Raw genomic sequence first — 26,579 nt, 5'->3', positions numbered from 1 at the left:
GTGAAGTAGAAGTCCGCGCCCATCTTGTCCATCTTGTTGACGAAGCAGATGCGCGGAACGTCGTACTTGGCAGCCTGACGCCAAACCTGCTCGGACTGCGGCTCGACACCCTCTTTACCGTCGAAGACAGCAACTGCGCCGTCGAGCACGCGCAGCGACCGCTCCACCTCGACCGTGAAGTCGACGTGGCCGGGGGTGTCGATGATGTTGATCTGGTTGTTGTTCCAGAAGCAAGTCACGGCGGCAGACGTGATCGTGATGCCGCGTTCCTTCTCCTGCTCCATCCAGTCCGTCGTCGACGCACCGTCGTGCGTCTCACCGATCTTGTAATTGACACCGGTGTAGAACAGGATGCGCTCGGTGGTGGTGGTCTTGCCGGCATCGATGTGCGCCATGATGCCGATGTTGCGGACCTTGTTCAGGTCAGTCAGCACTTCCTGTGCCACAGGTTTCTTCCCCGCTCGTTGCTTGGTTTTCGGGTGTCGGCCTTATCGGTGTGTTCCACCGTCAGGGCCATGGTCTTTCAATTATGTCTCTGCCGAGGCGAACCTGGCCACCTGCGTCCGGAATCCGTCGCGATGATCAGGCCGCCAACGGCGACAAGCGTCGGAGCCCCACCCGATGGCAGTTGCTCCGACGCTTTACATCACCAGCGGTAGTGGGCGAATGCCTTGTTGGCTTCGGCCATCTTGTGAGTGTCTTCGCGACGCTTCACAGCTGCACCGAGGCCATTGCTGGCATCGAGGAGCTCGTTGGCGAGACGCTCGACCATGGTCTTCTCACGACGTGCACGCGAGAAGGTGACCAGCCAGCGCAGTGCCAGCGTGGTGGAACGACCGGGGCGAACCTCGACCGGCACCTGGTAGGTAGCGCCACCGACGCGGCGGCTACGAACCTCGAGTGCAGGCTTGACGTTGTCCAGGGCGCGCTTGAGGGTGACGACCGGATCGGTGCCGGTCTTCTCGCGTGCCTGCTCGAGAGCCTGGTACACGATTCGCTCTGCGGTGGACTTCTTGCCGTCCAGCAGGATCTTGTTGACGAGCTGCGTCACCAACGGGGAACCGTAAACCGGGTCGTTGATGAGCGGGCGCTTCGGAGCGGGGCCCTTACGTGGCATTAGCTCTTCTCCTTCTTGGCGCCGTAGCGGCTGCGTGCCTGCTTGCGACCCTTGACACCCTGGGTGTCGAGGGAGCCGCGGATGATCTTGTAACGGACACCCGGGAGGTCCTTCACACGACCGCCACGGACGAGCACCATGGAGTGCTCCTGAAGGTTGTGACCTTCACCGGGGATGTACGCGGTGACCTCGACCGAAGTCGTGAGGCGAACACGTGCGACCTTACGGAGCGCGGAGTTCGGCTTCTTGGGGGTGGTGGTGTACACGCGAGTGCACACGCCACGACGCTGCGGGCTGCCCTTGAGGGCTGCCGTCTTGACCTTGGCGGTCTTGTCGCGGCGACCCTTGCGGACCAGCTGGTTGATGGTTGGCATTTACCGGCTTTCTTGTGACGAACAGACTGCTCGAGCGAACTCGGGCCGTTCGAAAACGTGGCTGTTCTGAAATTAGGGATCTAGCAGTTGGAGCAAGAGAGCTGCTGCTCCTCACCCACCTCAGAGTCTGTACTCAGCACTTTCATGCCGCGCATTGCCCCCGAGGTCGGGCGTGTCGCATACCCCCACACAGGCAGCCGGATGCTCGTTCATCAGCAGTTTCTGCTCGAACGCGCGCACGGCAATACCTAGCTAGGCACACAGATCGGCCCGGGCATGCCGGACACGACCCATAACGATACCTGTCGGCGCGCCACGAGGTCAAAGCGAGGCCACGGTGATAGTGACCTCACGCTCTGACCAGAGACTCTGGCTGCACACTCAGACCACGCAGCCGGACCGGTCGCGATCAGATGCTGCGGTTCAACGTCAACGCGCCGAGCTTTGCCGCAGCCTCGCACGGATCCGCGCCGCCTTGCGGCTCGGTGACCCACCAACCGAACACTCCCCCGGCCGGTGCGCTCGCGCTCACCCCGCAGCTCTGCGGATCGGCCGGCTGGCGAACCTGGTACCCGCCACTGCCGTTGATGTCGATTTTCGCCACCACGTATCCCAGGTGCTCGAATGCAGCGCGCTCGTGATCGAGGGTGCCCGTCTCGAACCAGTTGAAGGTGATCTTGATCGGACCCGCGGCTCCGATGCCGTCCCAACGGCAGATAGCGCCGAAGAACCCACGCCCGACGGCGTCGGCACCCACTGCGCCGGCGATCTGCTCGTCGGTGACGGCTTCGCATTCTTGGAGGACGTTCGCGAATTCCTGGCTGTCACTACCGCCGTAGCTGCCCTCCGCACGAGGAGTCCCGGTGACCACGGAGCCGCACCCCGTGAGTAGAACCAGCGACCCCGCCAAGGCGAGCCCGATCCTTACGCGCTTCACGGCGCCCTCGAACTTCACTGTGCCCTCGAAACTGTTTTTTCCATCAGATCCCGCGCCACCGTGCATGGATCCGCGGTCGGTGGCAGCAAACCGTAGGTGATCGACCAGTGCACGAAGTCTCCGCCGAACGCGATACCCAACTCGCACAACGAACCTGCCGTGGACGCGATGAAGCCCTGGTGTCCACCGATCGTGATGTCGTCGGCAGGACGTCCGAGCAGGTCGGACCCGGCCCGTTCGCGGCCGATCGGGCTACCGCGGTACCAGGAGAAACTGACGCTCGGGCCGTTCGAACCGGCGACTTCCCACTGGCAACCGACGCCGTTGCGCGTCGTCGTCGCAAAAGCGCCGAGATTGAAGGCGTTGACAACTTCCTCGTCGGTCACCGAGCCGCATTCGGCGAACATCGGGCCCGGATCCGTAGGTGCGAGTGCCTGCGAACCCGCACCGTCGCCCGGCTGATCGACGGACCCGTCGCCGGAGCTGCAGCCGACCACGGCCGAGAGCACGGCAGCCGAGACCAATACCGAAGTCCCGATCGAAGTGAGAGTGCGTGCGGCCATGGAGCCGACTGTACTTCTCGGTGGCCCCCGACACACGCCACGTGCGCGTCGAGAGCACCGGCGCCGGCCCCGCCGCTACCGATTCAGGGAGTTGCCACCGGTACCCGAACAAGCGTGGAATCCAATTGCGCCGCCCACTGTTTGACCACCTCGGTGCGTCGGCGCGAGTCGTCTGTCAAGACATCAGCCAGCCCCAGCCCGCGGGCCAGGTCCAGGGTCGCCTGTACCAAGCGGTGCGTCACCGGGTCGGAGTCGTCGACACCCAGACTCTCGACGGCCATGCGGTGCGCGATGCGCCCGAATCGTTCCTCGAGGGGCAGTACGCGGGCACGCAGGTCGGGGTCGGAGGCAGCGGCCGTCCACACCTGCAGCGCTGCTTTGAACAGAGTCCCGGTGTAGTACTCCACCAACCGCGAAATGATCGCCTCGGTTCGTCCGGCACCCACCGGAAGGTCGGTCGATTCCTTTCGTGCCTGATCCATCCGGGCGTCGAACATCACCTCGAGCGCCGCGGTGATGAGGTCCTCGCGGGTCGGGAAGTGATGCTGCATGGCGCCTCTGGACACCCCGGCACGCTGCGCGACGACGCTCATCGTCGTTGCGCTCCACCCGAGTTCGGCGAGACACTCCACAGTCACTTCGAGCAGGTGGGAGCGCGTGACTCGACTTCGGTCCTGCTTGGGCTCTCGAGTCATCGCGCCGCCATCCCTTCTACTTCTGTGTTCCAGCGCTTCTGTGTCCCAGCTGCGCAGTTTCTACTGCGCCCAGGCCGCTGGACGCTTCTGCAAGAAAGACATCATGCCCTCACGAGCCTCGTCAGAGGAAAACAGCCGAGCCGACTGCGCGATCATCTCCTCGCCGTCCCGGTCGAATCCAGCCAGGACCGAACGCGTCGTGATCCACTTCGATTCGGCAAGTCCCTGCGGTGAACATTGGCGCAAGGTGCCGAGCAGTTCGGTGATCGACTCCTCCGTGTCCTGCGACGCGGAGGTGACGAGTCCGATGGATTCGGCCTCGTGCTGGCCGAACTTCTCGCCGGTGAGCAGATAGCGGCTCGCAGATCGCTGGTCGAGCCTCGGTAGGACCGTGAGCGAGATGATGGACGCCGCCAAACCCAACCGTGATTCCGTCACCGCGAAGGTGCTCGCCGGTCCGGCGACGACGATGTCGCACGCCCCGACAAGACCCATGCCTCCGGCCCGGACGTGACCGTCGATCCGCCCGATCACCGGCTTGGGAAGCTCGAGAATGCTGCGCAAGAGTGTCAGCATCCCCCGTCCTCGCTCCTTGACGGCGTCCTCCGGTGATGCGGACGAACCGGAGGCCTCACTGAGATCGGCTCCCGCACAGAATGTTCCACCGGTGTGGGTGAGTACCACCGCTCGAACTGCCGGATCGGCGGCAGCCGACGTCAACCCAGCCTGCAACTCCGTGACCAACCGCGTCGAAATCGCGTTGCGGTTGTGGGGTGAGTCGAGAGTGATCGTGGCAGCACCGCCCGATACTTCGTACCGTACGTATGGCTTGTCCTGATCCGTCATGAGTCGCCTCTTCCTAGTAGGACCGTGGCAGACCGAGGGAATGCTGTGAGACGAAGTTGAGGATCATCTCGCGGCTCACCGGCGCGACGCGGGCGATACGAGCCGCACCGAGCATGGCGGCCAGTCCGTATTCCTTCGTCAGTCCTGCGCCGCCATGCGTCTGGATCGCCTGATCGAGCGCCTTGATGCTGGCTTCGGCGGCGGCGTACTTTGCCATGTTCGCGGCTTCGGCAGCACCGAAATCGTCACCGCTGTCGTAGAGCACCGCGGCCTTCTGCATCATCAGCTTGGCGAGCTCGAGTTCGATCTTCACCTGCGCGAGTGGATGCGAAATACCTTGGTGCGCACCGATCGGCGTCTTCCACACCGTGCGCTCGTTGGCGAACTTCACTGCGGCGTTCAGGGCGTAACGGCCCATGCCGATGGCCATCGACGCACCCAGGATGCGCTCGGGGTTGAGGCCGGCGAACAACTGCATCAAGGCGGCATCGGCTTCGCCGACCAGAGCGTCGGCCGGCAGACGGACGTCGTCGAGGAAGAGGATGAACTGGTGGTCCGGCTCGATGATGTCCATCTCCATCTGCGTCTTCACGAATCCGGGAGAATCCGTGGGGACGATGAACAGAGCAGGCTTGAGCTTGCCCGTCTTGGAGTCCTCGGTCCGCGCAACGACGAGGACCGCGTCAGCCTGATCGACACCCGAGATGTAGATCTTGTTGCCGCTCAGGATCCAGTCGTCGCCATCCCTGCGTGCCGTCGTGGTGATCTGATGAGAGTTGGAACCAGCGTCGGCCTCGGTGATTCCGAACGCCATGATCTTGGAGCCGTCGGCGAGGCTGGGTAGCCACTGCTGCTTCTGCTCCGCCGTGCCGTACTTGCCGATGATGGTGCCGCAGATGGCCGGGGATACGACAACCAGGAGCAGACCGGCACCCTGCGCCGCCAATTCCTCCTGCACCAGCGCGAGTTCGTAGATGCCTGCACCGCCGCCGCCGTATTCCTCCGGCAGGTTGACGCCCAGGAATCCGAGTTTGCCGGCCTCGTTCCACAATTCGGTGAGCGGCTCCCCCTTTCGCGCCTTGGGCAGCACGTAGTCGACGTAGTTGAAGCGCTCACCCAGTTTGGAAACGGATGCCCGCAGTTCCTTCTGCTCTTCGGTTTCGATGAAACTCATCATGCTTCCTCTTCTGTAGCGGGTTCTTCCACACGTGCGAGTACCGATCCGACCTCGACCTGCTGGCCGACGGCGACCGGAAGTTCCACCAGGACACCGGCAGTCGGCGCGGTGACGGTGTGTTCCATCTTCATGGCCTCCAGCCACAGAATCGGCTGGCCGGCGGTGACGGTGTCACCGAGTGCGGCACCGAGGCGGATGACCGATCCCGGCATCGGAGCGAGCAACGAACCGGCGGCGACTTCTGCCGACGGATCCACGAAGCGCGGTGCTGCCGTCAACGCGACGGGTCCGAGCGAGGAGTCGACAAAAATCTCACTCCCGTAGGCCGCAACGTCGAACGAGCGCTGTACTCCGCTCTGCTCGAGCACTACCCGGGTCGCAGTTGCCGATACCAGGCGCACGTCGTCGAAGCCTTCTGCACTCAGCACGCCGCTTCGGCTCAGGGAGTAGCGGACGTCGTAGTCGCCCGACGCAGTGGAATAGCTCTTGCTCTGCGGCTGCGACGGGAGGTTGCGCCACCCGCTGGGCAAGCGGCCGATGACGCGGGCCGACGCCCGGTTGTGCGCGGCATCGGCAAGTGCCGCCGCCAGCGCCGAGAGTCTTTCGGCGTCGGTATCGGCCAAGGGCGTAGACAGCTTCTCGAGGTCGTGAGTCTCGAAGAAGGCAGTGTCGGTGTCTCCGGCAATGAAGGCGGGGTGGGCCAGGACGTTGACGAGCAGGTCGCGGTTGGTGCGCAGCCCGTGAATCCTGGTGCGCGCCAGCGTCGATGCGAGCAGCCGGGCAGCTGCGGTCCGCGTCGGCGCGTACGAGATGACCTTGGCCAACATCGGGTCGTAGTGGACGCCGACAACACTGCCGTCGACGACGCCGGAGTCGAGGCGAACGCCCTGCTCACGCAGAACACTGAATTCTTGCGGGTCACCGGGCAACTCGATGTGGTGGACGGTTCCGCTCTGCGGCTGCCAGTTCTTGGCGGGGTCCTCGGCGTACAGGCGCACTTCGATCGAATGCCCACGGATCTCCGGCTGATCGTCCGGAAGTGCTTCACCTGAAGCGACCTGCAATTGCAGTTCCACCAGATCGAGTCCAGTGGTGCACTCGGTGACCGGATGCTCCACCTGCAAACGCGTGTTCATTTCCAGGAAGAAGAAGTCGCCTTTTTCGTCAGCCAGGAATTCAACGGTTCCTGCCCCCTCGTAACCGATGGCGTTGGCTGCGAGCCGCGAGGCGTCGAACAGCTTGTCGCGCATGGCGGGGATGCGTTGCACGAGCGGCGACGGGGCCTCTTCGACCACCTTCTGATGCCGACGCTGGATCGAGCACTCGCGCTCCCCCACCGCCCACACCGCACCGTGGCGGTCGGCCATGACCTGAACCTCGATGTGCCGACCGGTCTCGAGGTAACGCTCACAGAAGACTGTCGGGTCGCCGAAAGCGGACTGCGCCTCACGCCGCGCCGCTTCCAGTTCGCCGTCCAGCGCCGACAATTCACGAACGACACGCATTCCGCGTCCGCCGCCGCCCGCCGACGCCTTGATCAGCACCGGCAGATGAGCCTCGGTCACCGCGGCGGGATCGAGTTCGGAGAGCACCGGCACTCCGGCGGCGTCCATGATCTTCTTGGACTCGACCTTCGACCCCATGAGCTCGATGGATTCGACGGGCGGGCCGATCCACGTCAGTCCCGCGTCGATGACGCTGCGCGCGAACTCCGCGTTCTCGGAGAGGAATCCGTATCCGGGGTGAATCGCGTCGGCGCCCGAAGCCTTGGCGGCGGCGATGACGAGCTCACCCCGCAAGTAGGTCTCGGCAGGCGTGTTACCCGGCAGGCGAACCGAAGCATCGGCTTCGGCGACGTGCGGGCTGTCGGCATCTGCGTCGGAAAATACCGCGACCGTGCCGATTCCGTTCTTGCGGCAGGTTGCAAAGACACGGCGGGCGATTTCGCCACGATTGGCGACCAGTACTGAAGTGATTGTCACGGCGTGCCTCACATACGGAAGACGCCGAAGTTCTCGGTGCCTTCGATCGGGGCGGTGGCGATGGCCGACAGGCACATTCCCACCACGGTGCGGGTGTCTCGGGGGTCGATGACGCCGTCGTCGTACAGACGACCCGACAGGAACATCGGGAGTGACTCGGCCTCGATCTGGTTCTCGATCATCGCGCGCATGCCGGCGTCGGCCTGCTCGTCGAAGACCTGGCCGCGCGCCTCGGCAGCAGCGCGTCCCACGATGGAGATGACGCCGGCGAGCTGCGCACCGCCCATGACGGCGGACTTGGAACTGGGCCACGCAAAGAGGAACCGCGGATCGAACGCGCGTCCGCACATACCGTAGTGACCGGCGCCGTAGGACGCTCCGAGCAGGATCGAGATGTGCGGAACCTTGGAGTTGGCAACCGCATTGATCATCATCGATCCGTGCTTGATCATGCCGCCCTCCTCGTATTCCTTACCCACCATGTACCCGGTGGTGTTGTGCAGGAACAGCAACGGCGTGTTGGAACGATTGGCGAGCTGGATGAACTGCGTGGCCTTCTGTGATTCCTCACTGAAGAGCACTCCACGTGCGTTCGCCAGGATGCCGATCGGGTAGCCGTTGAGCTCGGCCCACCCGGTCACGAGGGAGGAACCGTAGAGCGGCTTGAACTCGTCGAAGTCGGAACCGTCGACGATACGGGCGATGACCTCACGCGGATCGAACGGGATCTTCAGGTCGGCCGGAACGACGCCGAGCAACTCTTCCGGATCCTCGAGCGGTTCGATGATCTCCGCGCGCGGCGCCGGCCCCTTCTTGGTCCAGTTGAGCCGCTTGACGATCGAGCGCCCGATGCGGATCGCGTCCTGCTCGTCGGCGGCGAAGTAGTCGGCCAACCCGGACTTGCGAGCGTGCATTTCGGCGCCGCCGAGTGCCTCGTCGTCGGATTCCTCACCGGTGGCCATCTTGACCAGCGGCGGGCCTGCGAGGAACACCTTGGAGCGTTCCTTGATCATCACGACGTGGTCGGACATGCCCGGGATGTACGCACCGCCGGCCGTCGAGTTACCGAAGACCAGTGCAATGGTGGGGATTCCGGCTGCGGACAGCTGAGTGAGGTCACGGAACATACGCCCGCCCGGGATGAACACCTCTTTCTGCGTCGGCAAGTCTGCGCCGCCGGACTCTACGAGGGAGATCACCGGGAGGCGGTTCTGCATGGCGATGTCGTTGGCCCGGAAACCCTTACGCAGCGTCCACGGATTGCTGGTGCCGCCGCGCACGGTGGGATCGTTGGCGACGATCAGGCATTCGACACCTTCGACGACGCCGATACCGACCACGGTGCTGGCTCCGACCGGGAAGTCACTCCCCCACGCAGCGAGGGGACACAGTTCGAGGAACGGTGAATCCTGATCGAGCAGGAGTTCGATCCGCTCGCGTGCCAGGAGCTTTCCCCGCTTGTGGTGCCGCTCGGTGTACTTCTCGCCGCCACCCGCCAACGCCTTGGCGTGCTCGACCTCGATCTCGGCGAGCTTGGTGTTCATGGTCGAAGTTGCGGTCTTGTACACCTCGGAATTGGTGTCCAGTGTTGACCGGATGACACTCATGACTGATACCCCAATCGCTTGGCCGCGAGGCCGGTGAGGATTTCGGTGGTTCCGCCACCGATTCCCAGAATTCGCATGTCCCGGTACTGCCTCTCCACTTCGCTTTCCTGCATGTATCCGAGGCCGCCGAACAGCTGAACAGCTTGGTTCGCAACCCATTCGCCCGTCTCGACTGCCGTGTTCTTCGCAAAGCACACCTCGGCGATCAGATCGCCGTCACCGGCCATGTACCGCTCGATCACCGAGTGCGTGTACACCTTGGCGACGTCGATCTTGCGGGCCATCTCGGTGACGGTGTTCTGGACGGCCTGCCGACTGATCAGGGGGCGACCGAAAGTCTCACGGGCGCGGCACCATTCGAGCGTCAGCTCCAGGCAACGTTCTGCACTGGCATACGCCTGCGCGGCGAGCGCTACCCGCTCGGAGACAAATGCCTGGGCGATCTGCGCGAAGCCGCTGTTCTCTGCACCGACCAGATTCTCCACCGGAACCCGGGCGTCGACAAAGGAGAGTTCCGCGGTATCGGATGCGCGCCAGCCCATCTTCTCGAGTTTGCGCGAGACGGTGAATCCCGGTGTGCCCTTCTCGATCACGAGCAGTGAGACACCACCCGCGCCGGGACCACCGGTGCGCACCGCTGTAACGACGAAGTCCGCTCGAACGCCGGAGGTGATGAACGTCTTGGCGCCGTTCACGACGTAATGATCGCCGTCGCGCTTGGCTGTAGTTGTCAGGTGCCCGACGTCGCTGCCTCCGCCGGGCTCGGTGATGGCGAGCGAGCCGATCTTGTCGCCGCGCAGGGTCGGCTTGACCCACTTCTCGATCTGCGCCTCGTCGCCGGCCGCGATCAGGTGCGGCACCGCGATGCCGCAGGTGAAGAGCGATGCGAACAGCCCGCCCGACGCACCTGCCTGATGCATCTCCTCACAGATCACGATGGAGTCGACGGCGTCGCCGCCCTCACCACCGGCCGATTCGGGTGCGCTGGCCCCGAGGAGTCCGAGAGCGCCTGCCTTGCGGTGCAATTCGCGCGGAATCTCGCCGTCTCGCTCCCACTGCGTCAGATGCGGCAGAATCTCCTGGTTCACGAATCCGCGTACGGTCTCGCGAAGCGCAAGCCTTTCCGGTGTGGTCCACACGGTCACCGTGAATCCTCTTTCTCGTCAGTTACGGGGAGTAGCGAAATCGGGATGTCGATGTGGCGCGAACGCAGCCATTCACCAATTCCCTTGGCCTGCGGATCGAACCGCGCCTGCGAGGCGACACCCTGACCGAGAATTCCCTCGATCACGAAGTTGACGGCACGAAGGTGCGGAAGCTGGTAGCGAGTGACGTTCAGGTCTGCTGCTTCCGGTAGCAGTTCCTTGAGCATCTCGACGGTCAGTGTGTGCGCCAACCACTTCCACTGATCGTCCGTGCGAACCCAGACGCCGACGTTGGCATTTCCGCCCTTGTCGCCGCTACGGGCACCGGCGATCGTGCCGAGTGGTACTGAAAGAGACGTCTGTGGCGGCAACGGCTCCGGACGCTCCGGTTCGCCGACGGGTTCGAGGTCCTGCGTCAACGTGGACGGAGCGATGTCCACGCGCGTGCCGTCCGGCAGTACGGCCACGTGCGGCACCGATCCCGCGTCGACGTAGCCGGGGGTGAACACTCCGTACGGTTGGCCGTTGCTCGGCGGAGCCGTCAGCGAGAAGCCGGGGTAGCTGGCAAGTGCCATTTCCACCGCAACCGCGGAGAAAGGGCGACCGATCACCTTGGGGTCGGAATCGCGAACCACGCAGCGCAGCAACGCACTCGCGGTTTCCTCGGTGTCGGAATCCGGATGATCCGTGCGAGCGAGAGTCCAGACCAGTTCGGCGGGCTTCTTCGTCAGCCAGGATTCGAGCTGAGTCTTCGCCAGATCGGCCTTGGCCTCGATGTCGAGACCCGTGAGGATGAAGGTGGCCTCGTTACGGAACCCGGCCAGCGTGTTCAGGGAGACCTTGTACTGCGGCGGCGGAGCCTCGCCCGTGACGCCGCTGATCAACACCCGGTCCGGGTCTTCCTGGGTGAGCACTGCGTTGTCGATGCGGGTCGTCACGTCCGGGCCTGCATAGCGTCCACCGGTGATCTCGTACAGCAGCTGCGCCGTCACCGTGCCGACGCTCACCTCGCCGTCCGTTCCGGCGTGCTTGGTGATGACCGAGGTTCCGTCCGCGTTGATCTCAGCGATCGGGAAGCCAGGCCGGCCCAGATTGGGAATCTCTGTGAAGAACGCGTAGTTGCCGCCGGTGGCCTGGGTTCCGCACTCGATGACGTGGCCCGCCGCGACAGCACCGGCAAGCTGATCGAAATCATCTCGCTTCCAACCGAAATGGTGAGCGGCCGGACCGACGATCACCGACGCATCGGTGACCCGTCCGGTGACCACGACATCGGCGTCGGCCGACAATGCTTCGACGATGCCCCAGGCGCCGAGGTACGCATTGGCCGTCAGTGGGGAGCCGAGTCCGAGTTCGTCTGCCCGAGAGATCAAATCGTCGCCCTCGACGTGGGCGATCTTCGCGTTCAACCCCAGCTTGGTGTTGACCTCGCGCAACGCGTCGGCCAGTCCGGCGGGATTGAGACCGCCTGCATTCGCGACGATCTTCACCCCCTTGTCGAGCGCAAGGCCGAGCGTGTCCTCCACCTGCCGCAGGAACGTCTTCGCGTAGCCGAGCGACGGGTCCTTCATCCGATCCCGCCCGAGGATCAACATCGTCAGTTCGGCCAGGTAGTCGCCGGTCAGGTAGTCGAGTTCGCCGCCCTCGAGCATCTCGCGCATCGCCGAGACGCGGTCGCCGTAGAACCCGGAGCAGTTACCGATCCGTACCGAACTCATTTGCCCACCTTCGATGCTCGTCCCTCACCGCTGGATCCGACGGCGGCTCGTCCCTCACCGCTGGGTCCGGCAAAGGCCTGCGCGAACCCGAGCCACTCGTCCGCATCGGCACCCACGGCGACCAGATCGAGATCGGCGCGATTGGCACGCTGGGTGACCAGCAAGCAGAAGTCCAACGCCGGCCCGGTGACCTTCTGCGGCGCATCTTCCGGCCCCCAGGTCCAGAGCGACCCGTCCGGCGCGGTCAACTCAACCCGGAAATCGTCGGCGGGCGGCGTCTTCTCGCTGACCGAGTACGCGAAGTTTCGCGTCCGCACACCCAGGTGAGCGATGTTCTTGATGCGCGCCGTCGGAGCGCGTTCGACGCCGAGTGCGTCGGCAACGTCCTGCCCGTGCGCCCACGTCTCCATCAGTCGCGCGGTAGCCATGGAGACACCGCCCATGGGCGGGCCGTACCAGGGGAACTTGGTTCCGGCCGGGGCGGCGGTGAGCGCCTCGACGAGAGCGGTGCGCCCCGCTCGCCAATCGGCGAGCAACTCCGCCGGCTGGCGGGCCGCCTGTTCGGCAGCACCGTCGTCGACAAACCCTGCCGGGTTCACGAACGCCGCCTTCAACTGCTCCGCGAACCCGTCCGGGTCGGTGATCGCCAGGATCGCTGCACTGTCCGTCCAGTGCAGGTGCCCGATCTGATGTGCGATGGTCCACCCTTCCGCAGGCGTCATTGTCGCCCACTTCTCCTCGGGCAGATCCGCAACCAGGGCGTCGAGGCTCTCGCCTTCGGCCCGCAAGTCATCGATGAACGTCTGAAGTTCGGCCATGCGACCAGCATCACACTCACATCCATAAAAATCAAGCACGAATGATTGTTATTGCGAAATCCTGTGGTGAGAGACTGAGCTCAACTGCCATCGACAACCAGGAGCACCCATGAGCGACGCCGTACTGATCTCGCGAACCGGCGATGTGGTCACGTGGACCCTCAATCGCCCGGACACCCGCAATGCGATCTCCGAGATCGACATGATCGAGGCCCTCGAAGACGCAGTCACCGCGGTCAACCGAGATCAGAGTGTGCGCACGGTCATTCTGACGGGGGCCGGATCGGCCTTCTCCTCCGGCGGCAACGTCAAGCACATGCGAGACAAGGAGGGCATGTTCGGTGGCGCACCCGGCGAGATCCGCCAGGGCTACCGGCACGGCATCCAACGCATCCCGCTCGCGCTGTACACGTGTGAGGTGCCGACCATCGCGGCGGTCAACGGCCCGGCCATCGGAGCGGGCTGCGACCTCTCACTCATGTGCGACCTCCGCATCGCCTCGACCGCCGCAGTCTTCGCCGAGAGTTTCGTCAAGGTAGGACTCATTCCCGGCGACGGCGGAGCGTGGCTGCTCCCCCGCGCGATCGGCAACGCCCGCGCGGCCGAGATGGCGTTCACCGGTGAACCGATCGATGCTGCGAAGGCACTCGACTGGGGTCTGGTCTCGCAGGTGACCGAGCCCGAAGAATTGCTTTCCGCTGCGCACGCTTTGGCAGCTCGAGTAGCCGCCAATCCCCCGCAGGTACTCCGCATGACCAAAAAGCTCCTCCGCGAGGGCCAGCACCAGAGCCTCGAGAGCTTGCTCGAACTCTCGGCCGCCATGCAGTCGATCGCCCACCACACCCGAGATCACCACGAAGCCGTCGCCGCGATGCTCGAGCGTCGAAGTCCCGAGTTCACCGGAGAATGAAGGCCGGCAGTCAACTACTGCCGATCGGAGCAGTCCTCACGTCGATACTGTCGCTCCAGTTCGGAGCGGCATTCGCGACGACACTGTTCTCGCAGATCGGGCCGGCCGGAGCCACGACGCTGCGGCTGACGATCGCCGCGATCATCCTCGGCGTCATCGTCCGCCCGCGATGGAGCAGATGGTCGAACCGGCAGCGCAAAGGCATCTTCGCGCTGGGCATCGCCCTCGCCGTGATGAACGGCGCCTTCTACCTCGCCCTCGACACGGTGCCCATCGGAACGGCCGTCACCATCGAGTTCCTCGGACCGCTCACCCTGGCCGCAGTTCTGTCTCGTCGGTGGGCCGACGGAGCATGGGTGCTGCTCGCCTTCGGCGGAGTGTTGCTGCTCGGGTTGGGCGATCACGGCGAATCCGGTTTGGACCCGATCGGGGTGATGTTCGCGTTGATCGCCGCTACTGCGTGGGCCGGATACATCGTGGCCGGTTCCCACCTGGCCGCGACGCTCCCGAGCGCCGACGGGTTGGCAGGCGCAAGCATCGTCGCGGCCGTATTGACGCTGCCCTTCGGCGTCGTCTCGGGCGGAAGTGAACTGCTGGATCCGACGATGCTCGCCGCAGGCGCAGCCGTCGCCGTCCTCTCGTCCGTCATCCCGTACAGCTTGGAAATGTGGGCGCTGCGCTCTCTAGCCAAGAAAGTCTTTGCCGTCCTCATCGCCCTCGAACCCGCAGCGGCCGCACTGGCCGGAGTCCTCGTGATCGGGCAAACGCTCGACGCGTTCGCACTCGTGGCCATCGCACTGGTGGTGGCCGCGGGCGTCGGCACAGTCGTCATGAATCGAAAACCCACAGCGAAGTAGTCCAGGTACCGTCAGAGCACGTCATTCCAACGCACAGGAGAACCATGACCAACCCGATAATCGCCACCGTTCTCGGTAACACCCCGCAGATCGACGAAAGTGCGTTCATCGCACCCAACGCCACCGTTGTCGGCGCGGTGACCATCGCTGCGGGAGCCAGCATCTGGTACGGCGCGGTCATCCGCGGCGACGCAGAATCGATCTCCATCGGCGCTGACACCAACATTCAGGACAACTGCACCGTGCACGCCGACCCGACGTTCCCCGCAGTGCTGGGCGAACGAATCTCGGTCGGCCACAACGCAGTGCTGCACGGGTGCACCGTCGAAGACGACGTTCTCGTCGGCATGGGTGCCGTGGTGCTCAACGGCGCACACATCGGCTCGGGGTCACTGATTGCAGCCGGCGCCGTCGTGTCTCAGGGGATGCAAATCCCGCCTGGATCACTGGTCGCCGGCGTGCCCGCCAAGGTCAAACGTGAACTCTCCGAAGGCGAAAAGGCCGGTATCACCGCCAACGGCGCCGGCTACATCATGCTCGCGAAGGCTCACCAGGACATCGAACAAGCCTGATCGAAACGACGCTCGCGGCCGGTAGCAGCAAGAGCAACGACTAGCCTCGGGGCCGCAACGTGCTGTTCGGCAACTCGGGTGCCGGGAGCGCCGGACCGTCGTATCCCGGCACGACGCCGAAACGCCGGTCCGGGACGCTGCCGTCGAATCCGGAGGCAAGCTCGGCCTGCCACTTGCGTCGATACTCGACGATCTCTTCGTGTGTACGGCCCATGAAGTTCCACCACATGATGACCTGCTCGCCCAACGGTTTCCCGCCGAGAAGTAGCAGTCGAGCCGGTTCGGATCCCGGATTGCGCAAAGTCAGTTTTCCGAAACCCGGTGCTTGATAACCCAACTCGGCCCAGCCGACAGTGGTACCACGCAGAACAACCGATCCTTGATCGACGATCACGCCGTGCTCATGTGAACGATCGACATCGAGGGCGATCTCGGCCCCAGGATCGAGAATCACCTCGGCACCGAGTAATTCGGTGAAGGTAGACACCGGAGACGTTTCACCGGCGAGCGAACCGAGGAACACACTGAGCGTGACACCATCGGTGGTCACCGGCTCCGGTCGATAGTGAACGAACGCGGGTGCGGTATCGCGCGCCGCATCCGGCAGCGCCACCCACAACTGCATCCCGTGCAGAACCTTCGTATTCGGCGTCGACACCTCGGAGTGCGCGATCCCACTCCCGGCCGTCATCAGATTCAGTTCACCCGGCCGTACCATCGCATGGGAACCGATGCTGTCACGGTGCTCGATCTCTCCGGTGAACAGCCAACTCACCGTCTGCAAACCGGTATGCGGATGCGGCGGCACATGCATGCCCGGTCCTGAGCCGACGTCATCCGGACCGTAATGATCTGCAAAACACCATCCCCCGATCAGCGAACGCTCGCGTTGCGGGAGGGTGCGTCGCACTCGCATGGCCCGCGGGCCACCGAGCGGTACGTCGCGCGGGGTGAGGATCTGAATCTCGCTCTCCGCCGGATGGCCTTCGCATTCCTGCTCGACGGGCTGCGCTTCGAGGTTGCTCATATCGTCCATCCTGCCTCCAGTCATGACTGCGCGAGACGCAGACGCGTGCACAATTCGGCCAACAGTCGAAGTTCATCCGCGTCCAGGGCCGGTCCGACGTGGCGGCGAATGCTCGCCGCATGACGGCGACCCACTGATTTCTGCAGCGCTGCACCCGTTTCGGTGAGTTGCACGATCGTCCCGCGGCGATCCTGTGGATCAACACTTCTCGTTACCAGACCTTCGCCCTCCAACCGTTCCACCAGGCGACTGAGCGAAGGCTGGCTCAGCAATATCTCCCGATTCAGGTCATGCAGGCGAAGGGAACTACTCGGCGCAAGACTCAGCGTGAACAGCACGTCGTACTCGCGCATCGACACCTGATCCCAGACGTCGTCGGCAGAGAGCCGCCGCATCACCGACACCTGGGCGCGAAACAAGGCTTCCCAGGCGTCGGTGGCGAGTTCGGTGGTGCTGACCGGAACCTCAGGCGGTTGCTCGTCAGGCAGTGACACTGCTTGCCTCACGAGCCGCCTTCATCGACGCGTGAGTGGGCGGGTTGTCCGGCACATGTGCTGGCCGCCTGGCCGCGAACTCACGGCGCAGAACCGGAACAACTTCCTCACCGAGCAGATCGAGCTGCTCGAGCACCGTCTTCAGCGGCAGTCCGGCGTGATCCATCAGGAACAGCTGGCGCTGGTAGTCACCGAAGAAATCGGCAAACGCCAACGTCTTCTCGATGACCTGTTCAGGGGAACCGACGGTCAGCGGCGTCTGCTCGGTGAACTCTTCGAGTGAGGGCCCGTGGCCGTACACCGGAGCATTGTCGAAATACGGACGGAATTCCTTGACCGCGTCCTGACTGTTCTTGCGCATGAAGACCTGACCACCGAGACCGACGATCGCCTGATCCGCGGACCCGTGGCCGTAATGCTCGTAACGCCGGCGGTAAAGATTGATCAGCTCGATGTAGTGCTCTTTCGGCCAGAAGATGTTGTTCGCGAAGAATCCGTCGCCGTGATACGCCGCGATCTCCGCGATCTCGGGGCTGCGGATCGAGCCGTGCCACACGAACGGCGCGACGCCGTCCAGCGGGCGCGGGGTGGACGTGAATCCCTGGAGTGGAGTGCGGTACTCCCCTTGCCAGTTCACGACCTCCTCGTCCCAGAGCCGGCGAAGAAGTTGATAGTTCTCGAGCGCCAACGGGATACCGGCGCGAATGTCCTTGCCGAACCACGGGTACACAGGCGCGGTGTTTCCGCGTCCCATCATCAGGTCGACGCGCCCCTCGGCGAGGTGTTGAAGCATCGCGTAATCCTCGGCGATCTTCACCGGGTCGTTGGTGGTGATCAGCGTCGTGGACGTGGAGAGCGTGATCTTCTCGGTCTGGGCCGCGATGTATCCGAGCATCGTGGTCGGAGATGACGGCACGAACGGCTTGTTGTGATGCTCGCCGGTCGCGAAGACGTCGAGACCGACTTCCTCGGCGTGCTTGGCGATGGTCGTCATGGCCTTGATGCGCTCGTGCTCTGTCGGGGTCTTACCCGTCGTGGGATCAGTGGTGACGTCACCGACCGTGAAGATTCCGAACTGCATGGTTGCTCCTCCGCGAACTAGATCCATGCGTTTGCATGTAACTGATCAAACATTCAACCATCCAGCTGTATTCCACGGCAAAAAGGTGAGGGCGGCACACAAGATGTGTGCCGCCCTCACCTGGACGAACGATCTACCGAAAAGCGGTCAGTGCATAACGATCGGCGTTGCCGTCTCGCCCTCGGCCACCGGCCTGGTGGTCTTGCTCCGCGGCAGGAAGAACGCCGGGATGAGGGTCAGGACGATAAGCACAGTGGCAACGAGGAAGGTGTTACCGAAGGCATCCGACGCCGCACTGAGAATCGAATTCGCAGCAGACTCCTGCGGACTTCCCGGTTCGGTCGGAATGTGCGAGGCCGCACCGACCATCGTCGTGTCGAGGCCACGATCGAGAAGCTGGTTGGTCAAGACCACCGACATCACGGCGGTACCGATCGAACCTGCGGTCTGCTGAACGATGTTCATCAGGGTGGAGCCGCGAGCAATCTGCTCGTTGGAGAGCGTCACGATAGCTGCGGTCATCAGCGGCATCATGGTGCAACCCATACCGAGGCCCATGACGAACAAGGCGCCCATCAGCAGCCACGTCGGGGAATCCGAGGCAACCTGTGTGAACACACCCAAACCGATGAGAATCAGCGGCAAACCGGTCAGGACGATCTTGCCCGGGCCGATCTTGTCGACCAGTCGACCAGCGATCGGCATGGTGACCATAGCGCCCAGACCCTGCGGAGCCATCAACAATCCGGCCGCGAGCGTGGTGTGACCGCCGACCTGGATGAAGTAGCTCGGGAACAGCAACCCGGCGCCCATGAAGGCGACGATGAACAGCGACGTCGTGATGACGGCGGTGGTCAACTGACGGTTCTTGAACAGGTGCAGGTCGATCAGCGGGTGATCCTTGTTGAGCGCGTGGAACACGAAGGCGATGATCAGCGCCAGACCGATACCGGCCGACACCAGAACCCGAGCGGACGCGACGGTTCCCACCTCAGGGATGGACGACACACCGAACAGGAACAGCGCCAGGCCGGGCGACAGCAGGATCATGCCGAGGAAGTCGAACGACTCCGAAGGCTTCGCCTTGTCGGACGGCAGAATGATGAATGCTGCTGCCAACGCGATGATGCCGATCGGCAGGTTGATCAGGAAGATCCAGTGCCAGCTCGCGGCCTCGATCAGCCAACCACCGAGGATCGGGCCACCGATGGGGCCGAGCAGCATCGGGATACCGAGAACTGCCATGACGCGACCGACGCGGTCCGGACCGGCGGCCCGGGTCATGATCGTCATACCGAGCGGCATCAACATGCCGCCGCCGAGACCCTGGAGCACGCGGAAGCCGATGAGCGAGGTGATGTCCCACGCCATCGCACAAGCGACCGAACCGAGTACGAACAGCACCAGGGCCGTCATGTACAGGCGCTTGGTGCCGAAACGGTCGGCAGCCCAACCGGTAACCGGAATGACCGTCGCCAAAGCGAGGGTGTAGGCCGTCATCGTCCACGCGACGGTGGCGTACGAAGTTTCGAAGTCCTCGGCAAAGGTGGTGAGCGCGACGCTCACCACGGTTACGTCGAGAATCGACATGATGGCGCCGAGCACCACCACGGAAGCGATCTTGAGGACCGCCCCGTCAAGTTTGTCGGACGCCGGTGCCGGCGCGTTCGGCGATGTCATCGCGAAGTCTCCTGGTTAAGTGCTCGCAGATAGTCACCCGCGAGAATGGGCTTGAGAGCCTCGAACAAACGAATCCGCTCTGGCTCAGGAACACGCGACGCGAATTCGCGAAGCTGGCCGCGCTTGCACTCGATGTGGTTGGTCGTCACCTTACGACCGGCCTCCGACAAGGAAACCCGCTTGACGCGTCGGTCCCGCTCGTCTTCACGGCGATCGACCAGACCCATATTCACGAGCTGATCGATGTTCCGCCCCGTAGCTGCCACCGAGAGCCGAAGCTCGTCGGCAACCTCGTTGATCGGGATCGCCGCATCACGTTGTGCAAGTACGAACAGCACACGCACCTGAGAGAACGAGAGATCCAGTTCGATCAACGCATCGATCGACTCCGAATCACCGGCGCTCATCAGGCGAGTGAACAACTCGTCGAGTGCTCCATACAGGTCATCAGAATCGGAAGCGATCACCTGGCAAATGGTAGTGCGGTTGCAACTATTGCCCAAATGAAAACATGTTGCAACTTATTATTTGGTGACCACCATCACGTTGCGAAGAATCATTCCTGCAGCAAGATGGCCTTTCCGAGAACTTTGCCGCTTTCGAGATCAGCCAGGGCAACTGCTGCGTCGGCAAGCGGATACCGTGCCTTGACCAGCGGACGCAAGCCGTTTAGGACGTGTTCTACCAGCGATGCGTGTACCTCGGCTACCGCCTCGGGATTGGTACGCGTGAACTCACCCCATGCCGCGCCGACAATGCTGATATTGCGAAACAGCACCCGGTTCACCTTTACCTCGGGAATACCGCCGCCGGCGAATCCGATCACCACGAGTCGTCCTTCTGGTGCCAGAACCCGGACCGCGTCGTCGAACGCATCGCCGCCCACCGGATCCACCACGATCTGAGCGCCGACGCCGTCGGTCAGTTCCCGAATCCGCTCTCCCCATCCCGGAGCCAGCGCGACCACCTCGTCGGCACCGAGCTCACGCAAGAAGTCATCGACGCCCTCGCGTCGTACCACGGCGATCACCCGGGCACCGTGCGCCTTGGCCAGCTGGATGGTTGCCGTTCCGACTCCGCCTGCAGCGCCCAGCACGACGACAGTCTCCCCCGCGACGATCTTCGCGCGACGAGCGAGCGCGAACTCCATCGTCTGATAGTTGATGATCAGCGAGGCCGCCTCGTCGAAGGCGAGTCCGTCCGGAATTCGGAGTACCTGCGCCGGGTTGACGGCAATCCGCTCTGCATACCCACCCAGATACGCGGCCGCGAGAACACGATCGCCCGGAGCGAAACCCGACCCTTCCGGCGCGGAGACCACGACGCCCGAGATCTCCGCGCCGGGAATGAACGGCGGTTCCGGGCGGATCTGATACTTGCCGTAGGTGATGAGCAGGTCCGGAAAGCAGACGCCACTTGCCTTCACATCGATGAGAACAAGACCTTCGGCTGCGGGCTCGGGAACCTCCTGCGCGACAATTCCTTCGGGACCGGACAGTTCCGTAACCACCATGGCGCGCACAGAAAGCTCCTCTTCGGGACATCTGAAGTCTGGACCGGTAACCCGGTTTTCTCGACTTTAACCCGGTACTCACGTCAGATCATCGTTCGCTCCCGATGTGCAGACGTTCGAGTCCGTCGAGAATCAGATCGAGACCGAAAGCGAATTCGGCGGCGTAGCTGTATCCCGGAGCAAGGACGTGCTCGGTGGTCAACTCGGCCAGGTGCGGATACTGACCGCTCTCGAACGAGCCCATGATCGCCTTCGCCAGTTCCGTCGTTTCCTGCGCTGTTTCGAACGGCAAGCTCACTTCTTGCAGCACGAAGCCGTAGATGTACGCATCCATGATCGAAAAGGCATGCGCAGCAAGGGCGACGGGAAAGTCGGCGGCGCGTAGCGTTCCGATGACGGCATCGTGGTGGCGCAGGGTCGCGGGACCAGGCGTCGTTCGGGACTCCATCAACGGAGTTGCCCACGGGTGCCTCCCCAACACTTCCCTTGTCGATACCGCTCGCACGTGAAGTTCCGTGCGCCACGGGCGTCCCGGCGTCGGCAGATCGATCTCCGCGAAGACCGCATCGACCATTCCGTCGAGCAGATCCCCCTTGTCCGAAACATGGTTGTACAGAGACATCGCTTCGACGCCCAGTTCGGTGCCCAACTTCCGCATGGTCATCGAATCGATTCCGACGGAATCGGCATGCGCGACAGCAGCGTGTACGACGTCGTCTCGGGTCAATCTTGCGCGCTTCTCCACGTTGACAGAACTTACACCGTAAGTGCAATACTTACGCTGTAAGTATTCGACGAACGGAGACTCGCATGCCGAAGGAACTGATGACCGCCGTCGTACAGGATCGCTACGGCGAGGCCGACGTTCTCTACGTCGACCACATTCCGCGCCCCACTGTCGCCGACAACGAAGTGCTGATACGCGTCGAGGCCGCGTCCGTCGACCGCGGGGCATGGCATCTCATGGCCGGACTGCCATATCCGTTGCGCCTCGCGGGTTTCGGGCTGCGCAGACCTAGGAACCGAGTCCGCGGACTGGACGTGTCCGGCCGAGTCGAGGCCGTCGGCAGTTCGGTGACCCGCGTGGCAGTCGGCCAGGAGGTATACGGGATCGCGGTCGGTTCGTTCGCGGAGTACGCACGCGCACTCGAGACGAAGATTGCCGCAAAACCTGCCCGATTGTCGTTCGCACAAGCAGCAGCGGTACCGGTCTCCGCCCTCACAGCGTTGCAAGCCGTGCGCGACCACGGCCGCGTGCAGGCGGGCCAATCCGCCCTCGTACTCGGCGCATCCGGTGGCGTCGGGATCTACGCGGTGCAGGTGGCAAAAGCCATGGGCGCTCACGTCACCGGCGTGTGCAGCACCTCGAAAACCGATACCGTCCGCTCCATCGGTGCCGACGAGGTTCTCGACTACCGCGTCGACGACGCCACCGACGGATCGCATCGGTACGACGTCATCATCGACACCGGCGGCAACCGCCGACTGCGAGATCTTCGACGGGCGCTCACACGCACCGGAACGCTGGTGATCGTCGGCGGCGAGAACGGCGGACGGTGGCTCAGCGGAACCGATCGCCAAATACGCGCACAGTGCCTGTCTCCGTTCATATCTCAGAAAATGGGCACCTTCATCGCTTCGGAGAACGCCGACGATCTGGAGGTCCTGACGCAGATGATCGACGCAGGTGACATCACCCCGGTGATCGACTCCGTTCATCCCCTTGCCGACACCGCCGTCGCCGTGGCACGAATGGTCGACGGCTCCGGCTGCGGAAAGCAGATAATCGCCACTCGCTGAAAAGCCTGACAGAATCGGCTCACTCCAGCGAACAGGAATCTCACGTGAACCCAGATCTCACGCTCGCGCAACAGCCGGACCGAGGACCGATCTTCGTCAAGTCCCGCCCGGTCCGCACCGGCGACATCGACGTCGCCAAGCAGGTCAGGCTCGACGCCGTCGCCCGCTACCTGCAGGACATCGGCAACGACAACATCGAGGCCGCGGGAGCCATCGACACCCATCCGCTCTGGATAGTGCGTCGTACGGTCGTCGACGTCGTACGCCCGGCGATCTGGCCGGAAGAGTTGACGATGACTCGCTGGTGCTCCGGCTTCTCCACGAGATGGGCGAACATGCGTGTGCGCTTCGACGGCAGCAACGGCGCGCTGATGGAAACCGAAGGCTTCTGGATCAACATCAGCGCCGAGTCGGGCATGCCCACACGGATGAGTGACGACTTCATGCGGCCACTGGAGGAATCCACCGACGAGCATCGCCTGAAGTGGAAGCGTGTCCTCGCCGAGAACGCACCGGAGGCGGACGACGCCGGTGTTCTGGACACGCCGTTCGCTCTGCGCGCCACGGATATCGACCCGTTCGACCACGTCAACAACGCCGTCTACTGGCAGGCAGTCGAAGAGGTCCTCAGCGCTCGCACCGAACTACGGACAGTTCCGCATCGAGCACTGATCGAGTACCTCTCCCCCATCGTCTCCAGCGACGACGTCGTCCTGCGCAGCCGCGTCGACGACAAGACCGTCACGGTCTGGTTCCTGGTCGGCGAAGCGCTCCGCGCAGTTGCGCAGGTGAGCGCCCTCTAACGCAGTTTCTGGGTCGCGACAGCCGCGACACCGAACACCAACGCAAGAAGAATCGCGGCCCAGAAACCGAAGAGCCACCACACCACGCCGAACACGACCACTGCCGGGGCAACGGTGATGAAAGCGATGGTGGGGCTTTCTCGTACCACCTCGAGTGCAGTTCGGGCATTAGTTCGATCGAGCTTCTTACCGGCCATCGAAAACCTCCTTCAAGGTCCTGACCATCCAGAGTAACCGGACTGACGGGCACAAAGCGGATACCGTGAACGCATGGCCGACCACCGCACCCTCGTCCTCATGCGACACGGCAAGTCCAGCTACCCCGAGGGCATCCGTGATCACGAGCGTCCGCTCGCCGAACGGGGCCTGCGCGAGGCCCGCATCGGCGGCGAATGGATCCGTCAAAACGTCCTGCCCGTCGACGCCGTTCTGTGCTCCACCTCCCGGCGGACGGTCGAAACCCTTGCCTCGACGGGAATCGAAGCTCCCGCCGGGTTCGAGAAGTCCATCTACGGCGGCTCACCCGCAGACGTCATTGCAGCTGCGCGAACCACGTCCGACCACGTCAAGACGCTCCTGATCGTCGGACACGAACCCGGAATTCCCTGGACTGCACTCGATCTCGCATCGAACGAAAACTCCGAAGCGGCCCAACGTATCCGCGACAAGTTCCCGACTTCGGCGATCGCCGTCCTCTCCGTACCGGTGCCGTGGACCGAACTCGACGACTCCGTCGCCACTCTGCTCGAGTTTCACGTGCCTCGTTAGATCAACCACACTGCTAAACCACCTCACGCAGTAGGCGGTCCGAAAGTGCAAGCGCGTCACGGTCGTACGTCGACGTGGACGCCAGCAATTCGTCGGCACCGGTTCGCTCGGCCAGATCGTGAAGCTGCTGCTTCACCTCGACGGGCGTCCCGTGCAGCGCCGAAGCCGTGAACGACTCGATGCGCCTGGCGTTTCGATCACTGCGCGGGGCGCGCCTGATCTCGTCCGGCGACACGAGCGGCGGAAACTCCCCTGTCCGTGACGATTCTGCGAGCGCGTACGCCTCCGGGATCAGCAACTCACGGGCCGCCTCGGTGGTATCGGCAACCGCCACCTCGAGGGAAACCACCACATAGGGTTCGGGGTGTGTGTCGGTGGGCTGGAAAGCTCGGCGGTACTCGTCCAACGCATCCACCCGATCGGTGCTACCGATTCCCAGTATCGGCCCACCCACGACCACCGGAAGCCCCAGTTGCGCTGCCACTTTCAGACCTGTGCGCGTCGCCAGCACGAAGATCGGGACTCCAGTCTGCGACGCCGGCCGTGCCGTCACTGCGGCGGAACCGTCCAGATAACGCCTCACCTCGTCCAGGTCCGACACAAACGTGTCCGGAGCGTCCTTGCTGCGTCGTAGTGCCTGACGTACGGGCTCCGTGAATCCCAGCGATCGGCCGAGGCCGAGGTCGATTCGCCCCGGGTAGAGAGCCTCCAGCATCAGGAACTGCTCGGCGACGATCAGCGGTTGGTGATTCGGCAGCATGACCCCACCGCTGCCGAGTCTGATATCGCGCGTATGCGCGCCGATCGCGGCAAGCAGTACTGCCGGCGACCCGCTCCCGATCCCGGGCACCGCGTGATGCTCGGCGACCCAGAACCGGTGGTAGCCGAGAGCGTCGGCGTGCGCGGCACGTTCGACGGAATGCGTCAGAGCTGCGGAGTCGGGGTATCCGCTCCTGGTTCGGGATCGGTCGAGCAGTGAGAGAAGCACCCTCGGAGCAACAAGGAATTCGGAAAGTTTCATCCGGACGCCGAACGAGGACCGTTTCTGACCGCAATACCCGCAACACTGGACCTGTCGCCGGAATTCACCATCACATGAAGGGCACGTCATGGACATCAAGCTCGAACTGGTCGCCATTCCCGTCACCGACATCGACCGCGCCAAGGACTTCTACGTCCGCCTCGGATTCAATGCCGACCACGATCACACGGTCAGCGAAGACCTGCGATTCGTCCAGCTGACCCCTCCCGGTTCGGCCTGCTCGATCTGCATCGGCAAGGGAATCACCGACGCCGAGCCCGGCTCGGTCGTCGGCATGCAGGTAGTGGTCAAGGACATCGAAGAGGCCGAGCGCGAGTTCAAGAGCCGCGGCATCGACATCAGCCCGATCGACGACCAGGCCTGGGGGCGGTTCATCTACTTCGCCGACCCCGACGGGAACAAGTGGGCCGTCCAGGAGATCGTCATCCCGGACCTCAGCGGCAGCAACTCCTGAAAACGTCCCACTCCTGACATGAAAAATCCCCCCACCTCTTTCGAAGTGGGGGGATTTCTACGAACTAACGCTTAGCGGTAGTCGTTGCTGAAGCCGTAGTCGTCCAGCGGAACTGCAGCACCGGTGTTCTGGCCGAAGCCGTCCGGGCTGTAGTACTGGTCGTCGTACGACGGCACTGCGTAAGCAGCGGCGCGTGCCTCTTCGGTGGGCTGAACCTGGATGTTGCGGTAACGGTTGATACCGGTACCGGCAGGGATCAGCTTGCCGATGATGACATTTTCCTTCAGACCGATCAGCTTGTCCGAGCGGCAGTTGATAGCCGCGTCGGTCAAGACACGAGTGGTCTCCTGGAACGATGCCGCGGACAGCCACGAATCCGTCGCGAGCGACGCCTTCGTGATACCCATGAGCACCGGACGGCCGGCTGCGGGCTCGCCACCCTCGGCGACAACGCGGCGGTTTGCCGACTCGAACTCGGCGCGCTCGGTGAGCGAACCGGGCAGGAACTCGGTGGCACCCGAATCGATGATCGTCACGCGACGAAGCATCTGGCGCACGATGACCTCGATGTGCTTGTCGTGGATCGACACACCCTGGCT

Annotated in this window: 29 protein-coding genes and 1 pseudogene; 7 read left to right on the top strand and 23 right to left on the bottom strand. The window is 63.6% G+C overall.

The window, feature by feature from the left end; all coding sequences use genetic code 11:
• The 13 genes from QM609_RS19620 to QM609_RS19560 all read right to left on the bottom strand — a co-directional run.
• A partial coding sequence (locus QM609_RS19620) for a GTP-binding protein (protein ID WP_283337350.1) occupies positions 1–446 on the bottom strand: 446 nt, incomplete at its 3' end.
• A 200-nt stretch (positions 447–646) separates the two neighbouring features.
• Positions 647–1,117 (bottom strand): 30S ribosomal protein S7, encoded by a 471-nt coding sequence (gene rpsG, locus QM609_RS19615; RefSeq protein ID WP_003941856.1) that lies wholly within the window; start codon positions 1,115–1,117, stop codon positions 647–649.
• The gene (gene rpsL, locus QM609_RS19610; protein ID WP_003941908.1) at positions 1,117–1,491 is read right to left on the bottom strand and encodes a 30S ribosomal protein S12; all 375 of its coding nucleotides are present in this window, start codon (positions 1,489–1,491) and stop codon (positions 1,117–1,119) included. The genes rpsG and rpsL overlap by 1 nt, the downstream gene beginning before the upstream one ends.
• Before the next feature lie 409 nt (positions 1,492–1,900).
• The gene (locus QM609_RS19605) at positions 1,901–2,446 is read right to left on the bottom strand and encodes a DUF3558 domain-containing protein (protein WP_042453122.1); all 546 of its coding nucleotides are present in this window, start codon (positions 2,444–2,446) and stop codon (positions 1,901–1,903) included.
• Positions 2,443–2,991: a DUF3558 domain-containing protein gene (locus QM609_RS19600; protein WP_003941874.1), complete on the bottom strand. Its 549-nt coding sequence runs from the start codon at positions 2,989–2,991 to the stop codon at positions 2,443–2,445. The genes QM609_RS19605 and QM609_RS19600 overlap by 4 nt, the downstream gene beginning before the upstream one ends.
• A gap of 83 nt (positions 2,992–3,074) precedes the next feature.
• Positions 3,075–3,686: a TetR/AcrR family transcriptional regulator gene (locus QM609_RS19595; protein ID WP_003942008.1), complete on the bottom strand. Its 612-nt coding sequence runs from the start codon at positions 3,684–3,686 to the stop codon at positions 3,075–3,077.
• 60 nt (positions 3,687–3,746) lie between these two features.
• A complete protein-coding gene (locus QM609_RS19590) occupies positions 3,747–4,532 on the bottom strand; it encodes an enoyl-CoA hydratase family protein (RefSeq protein ID WP_007728400.1) in 786 nt (261 codons plus the stop codon).
• 13 nt (positions 4,533–4,545) lie between these two features.
• Entirely contained in the window at positions 4,546–5,706 is a 1,161-nt protein-coding gene (locus QM609_RS19585; RefSeq protein WP_003942033.1) for an acyl-CoA dehydrogenase family protein, read from the bottom strand.
• Positions 5,706–7,691 (bottom strand): acetyl/propionyl/methylcrotonyl-CoA carboxylase subunit alpha, encoded by a 1,986-nt coding sequence (locus tag QM609_RS19580; protein ID WP_050656406.1) that lies wholly within the window; start codon positions 7,689–7,691, stop codon positions 5,706–5,708. Before QM609_RS19580 ends, QM609_RS19585 begins: the two co-directional genes overlap by 1 nt.
• A gap of 8 nt (positions 7,692–7,699) precedes the next feature.
• Entirely contained in the window at positions 7,700–9,298 is a 1,599-nt protein-coding gene (locus QM609_RS19575; RefSeq protein ID WP_050656402.1) for an acyl-CoA carboxylase subunit beta, read from the bottom strand.
• A complete protein-coding gene (locus tag QM609_RS19570; protein ID WP_007728404.1) occupies positions 9,295–10,443 on the bottom strand; it encodes an acyl-CoA dehydrogenase family protein in 1,149 nt (382 codons plus the stop codon). Before QM609_RS19570 ends, QM609_RS19575 begins: the two co-directional genes overlap by 4 nt.
• Positions 10,440–12,161 (bottom strand): acyclic terpene utilization AtuA family protein, encoded by a 1,722-nt coding sequence (locus tag QM609_RS19565; RefSeq protein WP_050656401.1) that lies wholly within the window; start codon positions 12,159–12,161, stop codon positions 10,440–10,442. The genes QM609_RS19570 and QM609_RS19565 overlap by 4 nt, the downstream gene beginning before the upstream one ends.
• Positions 12,158–12,979, bottom strand: a complete 822-nt coding sequence (locus QM609_RS19560; protein ID WP_050656400.1) for a TIGR03084 family metal-binding protein — start codon at positions 12,977–12,979, stop codon at positions 12,158–12,160. Before QM609_RS19560 ends, QM609_RS19565 begins: the two co-directional genes overlap by 4 nt.
• Before the next feature lie 109 nt (positions 12,980–13,088).
• Here QM609_RS19560 and QM609_RS19555 point away from each other — a divergent pair, with 109 nt between their 5' ends.
• The 3 genes from QM609_RS19555 to QM609_RS19545 are packed head-to-tail and all read left to right on the top strand — an operon-like array spanning position 13,089 to position 15,318.
• Entirely contained in the window at positions 13,089–13,889 is an 801-nt protein-coding gene (locus QM609_RS19555; protein WP_047268912.1) for a crotonase/enoyl-CoA hydratase family protein, read from the top strand.
• Positions 13,886–14,746 (top strand): EamA family transporter, encoded by an 861-nt coding sequence (locus QM609_RS19550; protein WP_283337349.1) that lies wholly within the window; start codon positions 13,886–13,888, stop codon positions 14,744–14,746. The genes QM609_RS19555 and QM609_RS19550 overlap by 4 nt, the downstream gene beginning before the upstream one ends.
• A gap of 44 nt (positions 14,747–14,790) precedes the next feature.
• The gene (locus tag QM609_RS19545; protein WP_003941993.1) at positions 14,791–15,318 is read left to right on the top strand and encodes a gamma carbonic anhydrase family protein; all 528 of its coding nucleotides are present in this window, start codon (positions 14,791–14,793) and stop codon (positions 15,316–15,318) included.
• 40 nt (positions 15,319–15,358) lie between these two features.
• Here the strand turns inward: QM609_RS19545 and QM609_RS19540 are convergent, their stop codons facing one another.
• The 7 genes from QM609_RS19540 to QM609_RS19510 form a co-directional block, all read right to left on the bottom strand.
• Complete coding sequence (locus tag QM609_RS19540) at positions 15,359–16,345, bottom strand: pirin family protein (protein ID WP_039972959.1); 987 nt, start codon at positions 16,343–16,345, stop codon at positions 15,359–15,361.
• Between the two features lie 20 nt (positions 16,346–16,365).
• Positions 16,366–16,839 carry a MarR family winged helix-turn-helix transcriptional regulator gene (locus tag QM609_RS19535; RefSeq protein WP_007728410.1) on the bottom strand — a complete coding sequence of 158 codons (474 nt, stop codon included), beginning with the start codon at positions 16,837–16,839 and terminating at the stop codon, positions 16,366–16,368.
• Complete coding sequence (locus QM609_RS19530; protein WP_054187847.1) at positions 16,826–17,920, bottom strand: LLM class flavin-dependent oxidoreductase; 1,095 nt, start codon at positions 17,918–17,920, stop codon at positions 16,826–16,828. Before QM609_RS19530 ends, QM609_RS19535 begins: the two co-directional genes overlap by 14 nt.
• Positions 17,921–18,067: 147 nt before the next feature.
• The gene (locus QM609_RS19525; protein WP_003942006.1) at positions 18,068–19,600 is read right to left on the bottom strand and encodes a DHA2 family efflux MFS transporter permease subunit; all 1,533 of its coding nucleotides are present in this window, start codon (positions 19,598–19,600) and stop codon (positions 18,068–18,070) included.
• Positions 19,597–20,067: a MarR family winged helix-turn-helix transcriptional regulator gene (locus QM609_RS19520; protein WP_003941890.1), complete on the bottom strand. Its 471-nt coding sequence runs from the start codon at positions 20,065–20,067 to the stop codon at positions 19,597–19,599. Before QM609_RS19520 ends, QM609_RS19525 begins: the two co-directional genes overlap by 4 nt.
• Before the next feature lie 89 nt (positions 20,068–20,156).
• Positions 20,157–21,122, bottom strand: coding sequence for an NADPH:quinone oxidoreductase family protein (locus tag QM609_RS19515; RefSeq protein WP_076948842.1), 966 nt, complete (start codon positions 21,120–21,122; stop codon positions 20,157–20,159).
• 79 nt (positions 21,123–21,201) lie between these two features.
• The gene (locus QM609_RS19510; RefSeq protein ID WP_283337344.1) at positions 21,202–21,858 is read right to left on the bottom strand and encodes a TetR/AcrR family transcriptional regulator; all 657 of its coding nucleotides are present in this window, start codon (positions 21,856–21,858) and stop codon (positions 21,202–21,204) included.
• Between the two features lie 65 nt (positions 21,859–21,923).
• Here QM609_RS19510 and QM609_RS19505 point away from each other — a divergent pair, with 65 nt between their 5' ends.
• Positions 21,924–22,913, top strand: a complete 990-nt coding sequence (locus QM609_RS19505; RefSeq protein WP_076948843.1) for an NAD(P)-dependent alcohol dehydrogenase — start codon at positions 21,924–21,926, stop codon at positions 22,911–22,913.
• Between the two features lie 44 nt (positions 22,914–22,957).
• The gene (locus QM609_RS19500) at positions 22,958–23,716 is read left to right on the top strand and encodes an acyl-[acyl-carrier-protein] thioesterase (RefSeq protein WP_007728423.1); all 759 of its coding nucleotides are present in this window, start codon (positions 22,958–22,960) and stop codon (positions 23,714–23,716) included.
• Here the strand turns inward: QM609_RS19500 and QM609_RS19495 are convergent.
• A complete protein-coding gene (locus tag QM609_RS19495) occupies positions 23,713–23,913 on the bottom strand; it encodes a hypothetical protein (RefSeq protein WP_003941897.1) in 201 nt (66 codons plus the stop codon). The two genes, QM609_RS19500 and QM609_RS19495, sit on opposite strands and share 4 nt — an antisense overlap.
• A gap of 73 nt (positions 23,914–23,986) precedes the next feature.
• Here QM609_RS19495 and QM609_RS19490 point away from each other — a divergent pair, with 73 nt between their 5' ends.
• Positions 23,987–24,484 (top strand): SixA phosphatase family protein, encoded by a 498-nt coding sequence (locus QM609_RS19490; RefSeq protein ID WP_076948844.1) that lies wholly within the window; start codon positions 23,987–23,989, stop codon positions 24,482–24,484.
• 13 nt (positions 24,485–24,497) lie between these two features.
• Here QM609_RS19490 and QM609_RS19485 read toward each other — a convergent pair whose 3' ends face one another.
• Positions 24,498–25,505, bottom strand: coding sequence for an LLM class flavin-dependent oxidoreductase (locus tag QM609_RS19485; protein ID WP_058227495.1), 1,008 nt, complete (start codon positions 25,503–25,505; stop codon positions 24,498–24,500).
• An 88-nt stretch (positions 25,506–25,593) separates the two neighbouring features.
• Between QM609_RS19485 and QM609_RS19480 the strand changes: the two genes are divergently transcribed.
• Entirely contained in the window at positions 25,594–25,980 is a 387-nt protein-coding gene (locus tag QM609_RS19480) for a glyoxalase superfamily protein (RefSeq protein WP_003942070.1), read from the top strand.
• 71 nt (positions 25,981–26,051) lie between these two features.
• On the opposite strand, the pseudogene QM609_RS19475 reads toward QM609_RS19480, so the two are convergent.
• Positions 26,052–26,579: pseudogene (locus QM609_RS19475) on the bottom strand (DNA-directed RNA polymerase subunit beta'); the annotation flags it as partial.

Source organism: Rhodococcus sp. IEGM 1302, from assembly GCF_030056935.1.
Taxonomy (GTDB): domain Bacteria; phylum Actinomycetota; class Actinomycetes; order Mycobacteriales; family Mycobacteriaceae; genus Rhodococcus_F; species Rhodococcus_F qingshengii.
This window is presented reverse-complemented; position numbering and strand designations above follow the sequence as displayed.